This is a genomic window from Streptomyces sp. NPDC091682, assembly GCF_044756625.1.
GTDB lineage: Bacteria > Actinomycetota > Actinomycetes > Streptomycetales > Streptomycetaceae > Streptomyces.
The window spans coordinates 49,790-62,324 of sequence record NZ_JBIVTH010000014.1 but is presented as its reverse complement, the minus strand read 5'-3'; the positions used below and the strand labels follow the sequence as shown (position 1 = coordinate 62,324).

The 12,535-nt window shown below is 72.5% G+C and carries 15 protein-coding genes; 9 read left to right on the top strand and 6 right to left on the bottom strand.

What is annotated here, in order from left to right; all coding sequences use genetic code 11:
• The first annotated feature begins 131 nt into the window (after positions 1–131).
• A complete protein-coding gene (locus ACIQK6_RS29075; RefSeq protein WP_329104586.1) occupies positions 132–554 on the top strand; it encodes a GNAT family N-acetyltransferase in 423 nt (140 codons plus the stop codon).
• A gap of 100 nt (positions 555–654) precedes the next feature.
• Here the strand turns inward: ACIQK6_RS29075 and bioD are convergent, their stop codons facing one another.
• The 3 genes from bioD to bioB are packed head-to-tail and all read right to left on the bottom strand — an operon-like array spanning position 655 to position 3,983.
• Entirely contained in the window at positions 655–1,419 is a 765-nt protein-coding gene (bioD, locus tag ACIQK6_RS29070; protein WP_329104588.1) for a dethiobiotin synthase, read from the bottom strand.
• Between the two features lies 1 nt (position 1,420).
• Positions 1,421–2,743, bottom strand: a complete 1,323-nt coding sequence (locus ACIQK6_RS29065) for an adenosylmethionine--8-amino-7-oxononanoate transaminase (RefSeq protein WP_402695723.1) — start codon at positions 2,741–2,743, stop codon at positions 1,421–1,423.
• Positions 2,736–3,983, bottom strand: coding sequence for a biotin synthase BioB (bioB, locus tag ACIQK6_RS29060; RefSeq protein WP_329104592.1), 1,248 nt, complete (start codon positions 3,981–3,983; stop codon positions 2,736–2,738). The genes ACIQK6_RS29065 and bioB overlap by 8 nt, the downstream gene beginning before the upstream one ends.
• Positions 3,984–4,140: 157 nt before the next feature.
• Here bioB and ACIQK6_RS29055 point away from each other — a divergent pair, with 157 nt between their 5' ends.
• Positions 4,141–5,322 (top strand): 8-amino-7-oxononanoate synthase, encoded by a 1,182-nt coding sequence (locus ACIQK6_RS29055; RefSeq protein WP_329104594.1) that lies wholly within the window; start codon positions 4,141–4,143, stop codon positions 5,320–5,322.
• A gap of 80 nt (positions 5,323–5,402) precedes the next feature.
• On the opposite strand, the gene ACIQK6_RS29050 is transcribed toward ACIQK6_RS29055, so the two are convergent.
• Together ACIQK6_RS29050 and ACIQK6_RS29045 are read right to left on the bottom strand one after the other, a co-directional pair.
• On the bottom strand, positions 5,403–5,624 hold the full coding sequence (locus ACIQK6_RS29050; protein WP_266599078.1) for a DUF397 domain-containing protein: 222 nt from the start codon (positions 5,622–5,624) through the stop codon (positions 5,403–5,405).
• 12 nt (positions 5,625–5,636) lie between these two features.
• Complete coding sequence (locus ACIQK6_RS29045) at positions 5,637–6,521, bottom strand: helix-turn-helix transcriptional regulator (RefSeq protein ID WP_329104597.1); 885 nt, start codon at positions 6,519–6,521, stop codon at positions 5,637–5,639.
• Between the two features lie 197 nt (positions 6,522–6,718).
• Here ACIQK6_RS29045 and ACIQK6_RS29040 point away from each other — a divergent pair, with 197 nt between their 5' ends.
• The gene (locus ACIQK6_RS29040) at positions 6,719–7,168 is read left to right on the top strand and encodes an ATP-binding protein (RefSeq protein WP_327386595.1); all 450 of its coding nucleotides are present in this window, start codon (positions 6,719–6,721) and stop codon (positions 7,166–7,168) included.
• A 70-nt stretch (positions 7,169–7,238) separates the two neighbouring features.
• Here ACIQK6_RS29040 and ACIQK6_RS29035 read toward each other — a convergent pair whose 3' ends face one another.
• A complete protein-coding gene (locus ACIQK6_RS29035) occupies positions 7,239–7,631 on the bottom strand; it encodes a VOC family protein (protein WP_329104601.1) in 393 nt (130 codons plus the stop codon).
• A gap of 312 nt (positions 7,632–7,943) precedes the next feature.
• Between ACIQK6_RS29035 and ACIQK6_RS29030 the strand changes: the two genes are divergently transcribed.
• The 6 genes from ACIQK6_RS29030 to ACIQK6_RS29005 are packed head-to-tail and all read left to right on the top strand — an operon-like array spanning position 7,944 to position 12,508.
• Complete coding sequence (locus ACIQK6_RS29030; protein WP_030011137.1) at positions 7,944–8,246, top strand: urease subunit gamma; 303 nt, start codon at positions 7,944–7,946, stop codon at positions 8,244–8,246.
• A gap of 16 nt (positions 8,247–8,262) precedes the next feature.
• Positions 8,263–8,574 (top strand): urease subunit beta, encoded by a 312-nt coding sequence (locus tag ACIQK6_RS29025; protein ID WP_329104603.1) that lies wholly within the window; start codon positions 8,263–8,265, stop codon positions 8,572–8,574.
• Positions 8,567–10,288, top strand: a complete 1,722-nt coding sequence (locus ACIQK6_RS29020) for an urease subunit alpha (RefSeq protein ID WP_329104605.1) — start codon at positions 8,567–8,569, stop codon at positions 10,286–10,288. Before ACIQK6_RS29025 ends, ACIQK6_RS29020 begins: the two co-directional genes overlap by 8 nt.
• 16 nt (positions 10,289–10,304) lie before the next feature.
• A complete protein-coding gene (locus ACIQK6_RS29015; RefSeq protein ID WP_402695722.1) occupies positions 10,305–10,979 on the top strand; it encodes an urease accessory protein UreF in 675 nt (224 codons plus the stop codon).
• 21 nt (positions 10,980–11,000) lie between these two features.
• On the top strand, positions 11,001–11,696 hold the full coding sequence (ureG, locus tag ACIQK6_RS29010) for an urease accessory protein UreG (RefSeq protein ID WP_301372643.1): 696 nt from the start codon (positions 11,001–11,003) through the stop codon (positions 11,694–11,696).
• A complete protein-coding gene (locus tag ACIQK6_RS29005; protein ID WP_329104610.1) occupies positions 11,693–12,508 on the top strand; it encodes an urease accessory protein UreD in 816 nt (271 codons plus the stop codon). The genes ureG and ACIQK6_RS29005 overlap by 4 nt, the downstream gene beginning before the upstream one ends.
• Positions 12,509–12,535 lie beyond the last annotated feature (27 nt).

Below are 12,535 nucleotides of genomic sequence, written 5' to 3'. Positions count from 1 at the left end.
CTGGGAGGCTCGCCCATGGGCGGACGCTCACACCTTTCACTCAAGAGGGACCTTTCACCACATGGTAAAGGAAGAGCAAAGGGAACGGATCATTCTTTTGGCGGAGCGCGGCCGGATGGTGGGATTCGGCCATGACTGATCTTCATATCGGCTCCGCGTCGGCCGCCGACCTGGGTGCGGTCCTGGCCTTCTGGAAGACCGCCGCAGAGGGAACGAGTATCAGCGACGATCTCGCCGGGGTCGAGCGACTGCACGACCGCGACCCCGAGGCGTTGCTGCTCGCGCACCGTGAGGGCGAACTCGTCGGCACGGTGATCGCCGGTTTCGACGGGTGGCGCTGTCACCTCTACCGGCTCGCCGTGCACCCCGGGTACCGGAGGCAGGGCATCGGGGCCGCCCTGCTGGCCGCCGCCGAGGAGCGGTTCGTGGCGCTCGGCGGGCGGCGCGGGGACGCGATGGTGCTCGATCGCAACGAGCGGGCGCACCGGATGTGGGCCGCGGTGGGCTATGGGCCCCAGGAGCAGTGGACGCGCTGGGCCAAGCCGCTCGGCTAGCCGCCGTTGCCGGTGCCCGTGGCTCCACCGGTGGGCGCGGCCGCCCGTGGGTGGGCGGCCGCGCCTCAAGGATTCGGGGCTCAGCCCCGGACCCCGCGCCTCAAACGCCGGCGGGGCTGGGGTTGGCGCCGGTGGGGGTGAAGGGCGCCGGGGACCAGGTGGACAGGAAGGACTCCGCCGACCAGGTGCCCGATAGGGACGGGGCCAGCCAGGACGGGGCCGATGCGCGGAACCGGTCCGGCGCGAGGGTCCCCGAGCCCTCCGGGACGGCGCCCAGCAGCGGCAGGCCCGAGGACTTCGTGAGGTCCGCCAGGTTGCAGCGCGCCGCGAGGTCCGGGTTCTGCGGCCAGCTGCCGACCACCACGCCCAGCGGGGTCAGCTCCCGCGCCCGCAGGGCCTCCGCCGTGAGGGTGGTGGAGTTGAGCGTGCCGAGACCCGCCGGGGCGACGATCAGCGTCGGCGCGCCGAGCAGGCGGGCCGCGTCGGCCAAGGTGTTCCCCGACTCGTCGAACCGGACGAGCAGTCCGCCCGCACCCTCCACCAGGACCAGGTCGTGGTCCAGCGAGAGCCGTTGCGCGGCCTCCGCGATCTGCGCCGGAGCCAGCGTCGCCAGCCCCGAGCGGCGGGCCGCCGTGTCCGGGGCCAAGGGCTCCGGATAGCGGGCCAGTTCCACCGCCGTGACGGAGGGACCGGCCAGCCGGACCGCCTCCGCCGCGTCCCCGGGCTCCAGCGGGCCGACGCCCGTCTGCGCGGGCTTGAGCACCGCCACCGAGCGGCCGGCGGCCACCGCGGCGGCCGCGATCGCCGACGTGACCACCGTCTTGCCGATCTCGGTGCCCGTCCCGGACACCATCAGTACGGACATCTCAGCCTTCCTGCGCCGCCGCGCACACCGCACGGCAGATCCGGTCCACGTCCTCGTCGCCGGTCACGAACGGCGGCATCACATAGATCAGGTCCCGGAACGGACGCACCCACACGCCCTCGCGCACCGCCGCCCGGGTGGCCGCCACCACGTCGATCTCGTGGTCGAGCTGGACCACGCCGATGGCGCCCAGCACGCGTACGTCCTTCACTCCGGGGATGTCGGTCGCGGCCGACAGGCCCTCGCGCAGCCCCGCTTCGATCCGCTTGACGTCGGTCGCCCAGTCCTGGCCCAGCAACAGCTCGACGGAGGCCAGGGCCACGGCCGTGGCCAGCGGGTTGCCCATGAAGGTCGGCCCGTGCGCCAGCACCGGGACCTCGCCCCGGGAGATGCCGCTCGCCACCCGCTCCGTGCACAGGGTGGCCGCCAGCGTGAGGTAACCACCGGTCAGCGACTTGCCCAGGCACATCACGTCCGGGGTGATCCCCGCATGGTCGGCCGCGAAGAGCGCGCCCGTACGGCCGAAGCCCGTGGCGATCTCGTCCAGGATCAGCAGGACCCCGTACTCGTCGCACAGCTCGCGCAGCACCCGCAGGTAGCCGGGGTGGTGGAAGCGCATGCCGCCGGCGCCCTGCACCACCGGCTCCACGATGACCGCGGCCAGCTCGTCCGCGTGAGCGGAGATCGTGGCGCGCAGGTGGTCGGCGTACGCCGGGTCCACGGGCGTGTCGAAACCGGCGGGCGGCGCGTCCGCGAAGACCTGCCGCGGCAGGTGACCCTGCCACAGCTCGTGCATCCCGCCGTCCGGGTCGCAGACCGCCATCGGCTGCCACGTGTCCCCGTGGTAGCCGCCGCGCCAGGTCAGCAGCCGGGTCTTGCCCGTGTACCCCAGCGAACGCCAGTACTGCAGGCACATCTTGACCGCGACCTCGACGGACACCGAGCCCGAGTCGGAGAGGAAGACGTGCTCCAACCCCGGCGGGGTGATCTCGACGAGCTTGGCGGCGAGCCTGACGGCGGGCTCGTGGGTGAGCCCGCCGAACATCACGTGCGACATCAGGCCCAGCTGCGCCGTGGCGGCCTCGTTGAGCACCGGGTGGTTGTAGCCGTGGATCGCCGACCACCAGGAGGACATTCCGTCGACCAGCTCTTCGTGACCGTGCCCCTGGGACGGGTCGGCGAGCCGCAGCCGCACCCCCGAGGCGGAGGCGATGATCAGCGGCTCCTGCCGCCCGGGCATCGGGCCGTACGGGTGCCAGACGTGCTGCCGGTCCAGCGCGAGCAGTTCCGCGCCGGCCGACAGCGGTCCACGCTGATCAGGCATTGGGCGCGACGTCCGTCCCCGCGCCCCGTCGGCGGACCGCGACCAGTTCCGGGCGGACCTCGCCGGCCTCGGCCTGGACCGGAGCGGGCGTCCGGTCCGCCGGCGCATGGCCGGAGCAACCGCCGCACGCAGAGCCGCAGCCCGCGGCCTCGCCCTCGGCCGGCGCGCTCGAACCGCAGAGCGAGGCGCCGCCGCTCGAACCGCAGCCCCCGCCGGTGGCGGCGGCCGCGACGTCGGAGCGGTGCGCGGGAAGGGTCGACGTACCGGCGCCCTCCACCTCGAAACCGGCGTCCGCGATCATGTCGAGGTCGGCCTGGCCGGCCTGGCCCTCACTGGTCAGGTAGTCGCCGAGGAAGATCGAGTTGACGATGTGCAGGGCCAGCGGCTGCATCGAGCGCAGGTGCACCTCGCGCCCGCCGGCGAGGCGGACCTCGACGTCGGGGCAGACGAACCGCGCCATCGCCAGGATGCGCAGGCAGCGCTGCGGGGTGAGGTTCCATTCCTTCGCTAGCGGCGTTCCCTCGAACGGGATCAGGAAGTTGACCGGCACCGAGTCCGCGTCGAGCTCGCGCAGCGAGAAGACGACGTCGACCAGGTCCTCGTCGCTCTCGCCCATGCCCGCGATCAGACCCGAGCACGCGGACAGACCGGCGCCGTGCGCCTTCTGCACGGTGTCGACGCGGTCCGCGTAGGTGTGGGTTTTGGTGATCTGCCCGTACGTCGCTTCGGAGGTGTTCAGGTTGTGGTTGTAGGCGTCCGCGCCCGCGTCCCGCAGCCGCTCGGCCTGGCCGTCCGAGAGCAGGCCGAGGCACGCGCAGACCTCGACGCCCTCGTTCTGCTCCTTGATCGCCGCGATCGTCTTGCCGACGCGGTCCACGTCCCGGTCCGTCGGCCCGCGGCCGCTCGCGACCAGGCAGACCCGCTTCGCGCCGCCCGCGACACCGGCGGCGGCGGCCTGGGAGGCCTCTTCCGGCTTCAGCCACGTGTACTTGAGGATGCCGGCCGTCGACCCCAGGCGCTGGGAACAGTAGGAGCAGTCCTCCGGGCACAGGCCCGACTTCAGGTTGACCAGGTAGTTCAGCTTCACCCGACGGCCGAACCACTGGCGGCGCACCTTGCCGGCCGCGGCCACCACGTCGAGCAGTTCGTCGTCAGAAGTCGCCAGTACGGCGAGCGCTTCTTCGCGGGTCGGCAGCTCGCGCCGCAGCCCCTTGTCCACCAGGGTGTTCAGCAGGTCCATGGACCCGATCCTGGACCACACCCCCGCTCCCGGCCAAGGAGAGATCGCACAACATGGCCGGATGGGTGTGTGTGTATCACCACACCTGGCGCAGCGGTCACGCGAGCTAGGGTCGGGGCAGGTCTGTGGACTGCCGACAAAACACGAGGACGTGCCGATGCCCGAGCTCACTCCCGAACCGCTGGACGTCTTCGCGTGGATCGACGACGCGGAGCGCGCGCGGGAGGAGGCCGGCCTCGTCCGCACGCTGCGCCCCCGGCCGCAGGTGTCGCCGCTGCTGGACCTCGCGAGCAACGACTACCTCGGCCTGTCCCGACACCCCGAGACCGTCCGGGGAGCGCAGGAGGCGGCCGCGCGCTGGGGCGCCGGAGCCACCGGTTCGCGGCTGGTCACGGGTACGACCGAGCTCCACACCGAGCTGGAGCGGGAGCTCGCGGCCTTCTGCGGTTTCGAGGCCGCGCTCGTGCTGTCCTCCGGCTACGCGGCCAACCTCGCCGCCGTCACCGCGCTCAGCGGCCGGGGCACGCTGGTCGTGTCCGACGCCGGCAACCACGCCTCCATCGTCGATGGCTGCCGGCTCTCGCGCGCCGAGACGGCCGTGGTCCCGCACGCCGACCCGGACACCGCACGCAAGACGCTCGCCGCGCACGACGGCCGCGCGCTGCTGGTCAGCGACTCCGTGTTCTCCGTCGACGGGGACGCCGCCCCTCTGGCCGCGCACGCCGCCGCCTGCCGGGACGAGGGCGCAGCCCTGGTCGTCGACGACGCCCACGGGCTGGGCGTGCTGGGCGAGGGCGGCCGCGGAGCACTGCACGCGGCCGGACTCGCGGGCGCGCCGTACGTGGTCGCCACCCTGACCCTCTCGAAGTCCCTGGGCAGCCAGGGCGGAGCCGTGCTCGGCCCGGCCAAGGTGATCAGGCACCTGGTCAACACCGCGCGCACCTTCATCTTCGACACCGGACTGGCTCCGGCGGCCGCCGGAGCGGCGCTGGCCAGCCTGCGCCTGCTCCAGCGGGAACCGGAGCGCGCGCACCGCGCCCGCGAGGTGGCCGCCCAGTTGTACGGGCGACTCACCGCGTCCGGCCTGACCGCGGCCCGGCCGGACGCGGCCGTGGTGTCGGTACGGGCCCCGTCGGCGTCGACGGCACTGCGCTGGGCCGCCGACTGCCGCGAGGCAGGTCTGTCCGTGGGGTGCTTCCGTCCGCCGTCGGTGCCGGACGGCATCTCCCGGCTGAGGTTGACCGCCCGGGCCGATCTCACGGGGGACGAGATCGATCGGGCGGTCGCGACGATCCTGGCGACCGCCCCCGCGGGAGCCACGGACGGTCAGGGCCGGTAGGGCACATCGGCTGGGGTCCGGGGATTCCCGGGCCTGGGCCTTCCCCGGGCCGGGTGTTCCCGAGTGGTTCCGGGCGGGGCTTATGCGTGCGCGTCAGCCCCTACCGAGGCGAGGAAGCCGGTCCAGGCGGGCCCGGTGAAGAGCACGGCCGGGCCGTCCGTCCGCTTGGAGTCACGGACGGCCAGCAGACCGCCGTCCAGGACGGCCGCTTCCACGCAGTTGTTCATTCCGGTGCTACGGCTGCTCCGCCGCCACCGCGCGCTGATCAGAAGTCCGCTGTTGGATAAGGGGGTTGCGGACACGGGGGTGCCTCCTTACGCGTCGTCAGCGAGTGAGCTGATGAGATCCGACGAGTCCTGGGGCGGGAGGGCGTGCGCCTGGATGGTGCGGAACGCGGCGCCGTACGCCTCAAGGTCTTCCTTCCGCTCCAGATAGAGGCTACTCGTCAAATGGTCGAGTACCACCACATCCAGATCGGCGATGTCCGGAAATGAAAAAATAACGAACGGTCCGGTCAGGCCGAGATGCCCTCCGACGCTGAACGGGAGTACTTGGAGGCGTACTTGAGGCAGCTCCGACACCTCCGCCAGGTGCCGCAATTGCTCGGCCATCACCCCGGGCCCGCCGATCTGCCGGCGCAGCACCGCCTCGTCCAGTACGGCGCTCAGCTCCAGCGGGGGATCGGCCCGCAGCACCGATTGCCGGGCCAGCCGTACGTCGACCAGCGCGTCCACCTTCGGCTCCGGCAGCCCGCCCAGCGCGGCCCGGGTCACGGCCCGCGCGTACCCGGGGGTCTGCAGCAGCCCGGGCACCACGGACAGCTCCACGGTGCGGGCCGACCTGGCCCCCGCCTCCAGGCTGATGAAGTCCCGGTATTCCTGGGGCAACAGCCCCCGGTAGTCGTGCCACCACTGGCGGCCGCGCCCGGTGTCGCCCGCCGAACCGGAGCCGGCGGCCGAGGCCGACAGCGCCTCCAGCAGTGCGCGCTGCTCCGGGCTCACGATCTCCCCGTAGGCGTCGAGGAGGAGCCGGATGTCCTCCGGTTTCACGCCGCTGCGGCCCGTCTCGATGCGGCTGATTTTCGACTGGTGCCATCCCATGATCCGGGCCGCCTCACCACTGGTGAGTCCGGACCGGTCGCGCAGGGCACGCAGTTCCTCGCCGAGCTTGCGTCGGCGCACCGCGGGACCGTGTTGCACACCCGCCTCCTTCCACCGGCACAGCTCGCACCAGTTTGCCGTTCAAATAAGCTCTTCCGTAGCAGAGTTCACCGCATCGAGCGACAGATATATGCATATCTTGGGGAAAAGGCAGATGTGACGGGCCGATCGGTGGCACTCTGGCGTCCAGCACAGATCCGGGGGCTTTTCGCCCCGGTGGGAAAGGGACCGTCGCCATGGCAGATCACCAGGAAGCATCCGTCACTCTGCCGAGCGATCCCGCCTCGGTCGCCACTGCCCGACGCTACGTCGCGGAGGTGCTGAGCGAGTGGGGACTCCCCGATGACGCCGACATCGCCGACAGCGTCCGGCTGATCGTTTCGGAGCTCGCCACCAACGCCGTACAGCACACTTTCGGCCAGTCACCTACCTTCACCGTGGACGTCCGGCTGGAGCGCCAGGAGTGGTTGCGCGTCGGGGTGACGGACAGCCACCCGCGCTGGCCCAAGCGGCTCCCGGCCGCCGTCCAGCAGGACAACGGCCGGGGCATGGTCATCATCCGCTGGCTGACGGCGGAGGCGGGCGGCCGGCTCTCGGTCACCCCGACCGAAGACGGGGGCAAGACGGTGTGGATCGCACTGCCCTGGAGCGTCGGAGCCCCGGCGCGGAGCGCCACCGGCTACTGACCTGCCGGACCCCGGACCCCGGACCCCGGACCCCGGGCCCAAGGCCCAAGGCCCGGGGTCCGGGGTCCGCTCAGGCGGGGCCGCGTTCGCCCGCGCTGCGCTCGATGCACAGCTCGTTGCCTTCCGGGTCGGCGAGCACGACCCAGCCCGCGACGCCGTCCTCGGCGCGACGGTCGTCCACGAGCCTCGCGCCGAGCCCGATCAGGCGCTCGACGGTCTCGTCCCGGGTGCCGGTCGACGGCCGGATGTCCAGGTGGACCCGGTTCTTGACCGACTTGCCGTCCGGGACCCGGATGAACAGCAGCCCCGGTACGCCGGGCTGCCCGGGCTCCAGCAGGGCCTCGTCGCCCCCCTCCACGTCATCGGGATGCATCGTGAATCCGGTCACCGCGGACCAGAACTCGGCGACCCGGTAGGGGTCGAGGGCGTCGAAGGTGATGTGTCGGACGGGGTTGACGAACATCTGTCTCCTCGATGGGGACCGCGTGCGGAGCCGTATACGGAATCGTGGCTTTGGGGTACCGGGGTTGAACCGGGTACCTGCCCGAAACGTGGGTTAACGCAGCGGAAAAGCGCAGCGCTTAGCGTGGCGGCCACGTTCGACCGCCAATGATCACCCATGATCCGGTAAAGCGACGGTGGTCGGCGCGGAAAGCCTTTCCCTGTGTTGGGCAAGAGACGCTTGGTTCGGATATGCGCAGGTCAACAGAGTGTTGAAGGTCGGTAGGGTCGCCCCGCCTCTTGTTGATCTTGTCCCGGAAGCTTGGTGATACGAGTGCAACTGACACCGCACGAGCAGGAGAGACTGCTCATCCACGTGGCCGCCGACGTGGCCGAGAAGCGGAGGGCGCGCGGGGTCCGCCTCAACCATCCCGAGGCGATCGCGCTGATCACGTCGCACCTCCTGGAAGGGGCCCGCGACGGCCGGACCGTCGCCGAGCTGATGGCCTCGGGCCGCACCGTCCTGACCCGCGAGGAGGTCATGGAGGGGATCCCCGAGATGATCCACGACGTCCAGGTCGAAGCGACCTTCCCGGACGGCACCAAACTCGTCACGGTCCACGACCCGATCGTCTGAAACGGAGTACCCCCGCATGATCCCCGGCGAAATCGCCTACGGGGACGGCCCGGTACCCCTCAACGAGGGCCGCCCCGTCACCCGTCTCACCGTGCTCAACTCCGCCGACCGGCCGGTCCAGGTCGGATCCCACTACCACTTCGCCGAGGCCAACCCCGGTCTCGACTTCGACCGCACCGCCGCCCGCGGACTCCGGCTCAACGTCGCCGCCGGGACGGCCGTCCGCTTCGAACCGGGCATCCCGGTCGCGGTGGAACTCGTACCGCTGGGGGGCCTGCGCACCGTACCCGGGCTGCGCGGCGAGACCGGAGGGCCGCTCGATGGCTGAGCTCTCCCGCCAGGTGTACGCCGACCTCTTCGGACCGACCGCCGGTGACCGGATCCGGCTCGCCGACACCGACCTCTTCGTCGAGATCGAGCAGGACCTCAGCGGCGGCCCCGGGCGGGCCGGCGACGAGGCCGTGTTCGGCGGCGGCAAGGTGATCCGCGAGTCCATGGGGCAGGCCCGCACCACCCGGGCCGAGGGCGCCCCCGACACCGTGATCACCGGGGTCGTCGTCCTCGACCACTGGGGCATCGTCAAGGCCGACCTCGGCATCCGCGACGGCCGTATCTGCGGCATCGGCAAGGCCGGCAACCCCGACACCATGGACGGTGTCGACCCCGCACTGGTCATCGGTCCCGAGACCGAGATCATCGCCGGCAACGGGAAGATCGTCACCGCCGGTGCCATCGACGCCCACGTGCACTTCATCTCCCCGACGGTCATCGAGGAGGCGCTCGCCTCCGGGATCACCACCCTCGTCGGCGGCGGCACCGGACCGGCCGAGGGGACCAAGGCCACCACCGTCACCCCCGGGCCCTGGCACCTGGCCAGGATGTTCGCGGCCCTGGAGGCCTACCCGGTCAACATCGGCCTGCTCGGCAAGGGCAACACCATGTCCCGCGAGGGGATGCACTCCCAATTGCGCGGCGGCGCCCTTGGATTCAAGATCCACGAAGACTGGGGGGCCACCCCCGCGGTCATCGACGCCTGCCTCTCGGTGTGCGAGGAGACCGGCGTCCAGGTCGCCATCCACACCGACACGCTCAACGAGGCCGGTTTCGTCGCCGACACCCTCGCCGCGATCGCCGGGCGGACCATCCACTCGTACCACACCGAGGGCGCGGGCGGAGGGCACGCGCCCGACATCATCACGGTGGTCTCCGAGCCGAACATACTGCCCAGTTCCACCAACCCCACCCGGCCGCACACCGTCAACACCGTCGAGGAACACCTCGACATGCTGATGGTCTGCCACCACCTCAACCCTGCCGTCCCCGAGGACCTCGCCTTCGCCGAATCACGGATCCGGCCCTCGACCATCGCCGCCGAGGACGTCCTCCACGACCTCGGAGCCATCTCCATCATCTCCTCCGACTCCCAGGCCATGGGCCGGGTCGGCGAGGTCGTGCTGCGCACCTGGCAGACCGCCCACGTGATGAAGAAGCGGCGCGGCTTCCTTCCCGGCGACGGACCCGCCGACAACCACCGGGCCCGCCGCTACGTCGCCAAGTACACGATCAACCCCGCAGTGGCCCAGGGGCTCGCCCGCGAGATCGGCTCGGTCGAGACCGGCAAACTCGCGGACCTGGTGCTGTGGAACCCGGCCTTCTTCGGGGTCAAGCCCGAACTCGTCATCAAGGGCGGCCAGATCGCCCACGCGCAGATGGGCGACGCCAACGCCTCCATCCCCACCCCGCAGCCCGTCCTGCCCCGGCCCATGTTCGGCGGCCACGGTCGCGCGCCCGGACTCAACTCCCTGAACTTCACCGCCCAGGCCGCGCTCGACGACGGACTGCCCGAACGCCTCGGACTGGGCAAGCAGTTCGTCGCCATCGAGAGCACCCGCAAGGTGACCAAGGCCGACATGCGGGGCAACGACGCCATGCCGAGGGTCGAGGTCGACGCCGACACCTTCACGGTCTCCATCGACGGGGAGGCCGTGGAACCGGCACCCGCGGCGGAACTGCCCATGGCCCAGCGCTACTTCCTGTTCTGAGAAGAGGTCCTTGCCGATGAGCCGCGCCGCGCTGCTCGTCCTCGCCGACGGCCGCTTCCCCGCCGGGGGGCACGCCCACTCCGGCGGGGCCGAGGCCGCCTGCAAGGCGGGCCGGATCCATGACGCCACCACCCTGGAGGAGTTCTGCCGGGGTCGGCTGCACACCGCCGGCCTCACCGCCGCCGCCCTCGCGGCGGCCGCCGCCCTCGGGCTCGACCCGGCCGTGCTCGACGCCGCCGCCGACGCCCGCACCCCGTCGCCGGCGCTGCGCACCGCGGCCCGGCGGCTCGGGCGCCAACTACTGCGCGCCGCCCGGGCCACCTGGCCCTCCGCCGAACTGGAGGCCCTGGCCGCCGCGTTCCCGCGCGGGGCCCACCAACCCGTGGTGCTCGGCGTCACCGCCCGCGCGGCCGGGCTCGGGCCGGGCGACGCGGCGCACGTGGCGGCGTACGAGAGCGTCGGCGGACCCGCCACCGCGACCGTACGGCTGCTCGGCCTGGACCCCTTCGAGGCGAGTGGGGTGCTGGCCCGGCTCGCCCCCGATCTCGACGCCGTCGCGGCCCGGGCGGAGCGGGCCGCGCTGCGGGCCCGCTCACGAGGCACCGACGCACTGCCCGCGGCCTCCTCGCCGCTGCTGGACATCTCGGCGGAGGTACATGCCGACTGGCCGGTCCGGCTCTTCGCTTCCTGACCCCTGAAGGAGACACCCCCCATGCACCTCGACCACGCCGTCACCTATCCCCACCGGCACACCCACAGCGCCGACCCCCTGCGGCCCGACGGCACCCGGCGGGCCCTGCGCATCGGACTCGGCGGCCCCGTCGGCTCCGGCAAGACCGCCACCGTCGCCGCCCTGTGCCGCGCCCTGCGCACCGAACTGTCCATGGCCGTCGTCACCAACGACATCTACACGCGCGAGGACGCCGAGTTCCTGCTCCGCGAGGCCGTCCTGCCGCCCGAGCGGATCACCGCGGTCGAGACCGGGGCCTGTCCGCACACCGCCATCCGCGACGACATCTCCGCCAACCTGGAGGCCGTGGAGGAACTGGAGGACGCCTTCCGGGAGAACGGCCGACTGGACCTGATCCTCGTTGAGTCCGGCGGGGACAACCTCACCGCCACCTTCTCCCGCGGACTCGTCGACGCCCAGATCTTCGTCATCGACGTGGCCGGCGGCGACGACATCCCCCGCAAGGGCGGCCCCGGAGTCACCACCGCGGACCTCCTCGTCGTCAACAAGACCGATCTCGCCCCCCACGTCGGCTCCGACCTCGACCGGATGGCCCGCGACGCCGCCGCACAGCGCGGCGAACTCCCCGTCGCCTTCCAGTCGCTGCGCGGCCCCGAGGGGGTCGGTCCGGTGGCCGCCTGGGTGCGCGAGCGGATCGCCGCCTGGTCCTCGCGGTGAGCGGTACGAGCGCCACCGGCACGGCCCCGGCCCCCTCGACGCCGCCGACGCCCCCGGCGGGCCTGCGGGCCACGGCCCGCATCCACGCCGTGGCCGACGGGCGGGGCGGCACCGCCCTGCCGCTGCTCGCCGGCGAAGGGCCGCTCGCGCTGCGCCGCACGCGCTCCTCGTCGGGCACCGAGGCCGGGGTCATGCTGGTCGGCGCGATGAGCGCCCCGCTCGGCGGGGACCACCTCACCATCGAGGCCACCGCCGGACCCGGAGCACAGCTCGACCTCGCCTCGGCGGCGGCCACCCTGGCCCTGCCCGGCCGGTCCGGCGAGCCCGCACGCTACGACGTGCACCTCGACGTGGGGGAGGGGGCGTCGGTGCGGTGGCTGCCCGAGCCGCTGGTCTCGGTGCGCGGCAGCGACCTGAGGGTGCACACCCGGGTCCGACTCGCCCCCACGGCACGGCTGGTGCTGCGCGAGGAGCAGGTGCTGGGCCGCACCGGGGAGGTTCCGGGCCTGCTGCGCAGCCGCGTCACCGTCGAGCGCGGCGGCCGGCCGCTGCTGGACCAGGAGCTCGCCTGCGGGCCCGGCGCGCCCGGCGGCTGGGACGGCCCGGCGGGCCTGGCCGGGTACCGGGCGCTCGGTCAACTCCTCGTCGTGGACCCCGCCTTCGCCGAGGAACCGCCCGCAGCCGCGGTCCTGGGGGAGTTCGCCGCGGTGACGCCGCTGGCCGGCCCGGCGGTCCTGGTGACGGCCCTGGCCGCCGACGCCCTGCTCGTGCGCGAGCTCCTCGACGAGGCCTGCCGTACGTACGGGTGGTGAAAGCGGGACGCATCAGGCACCGCTCAG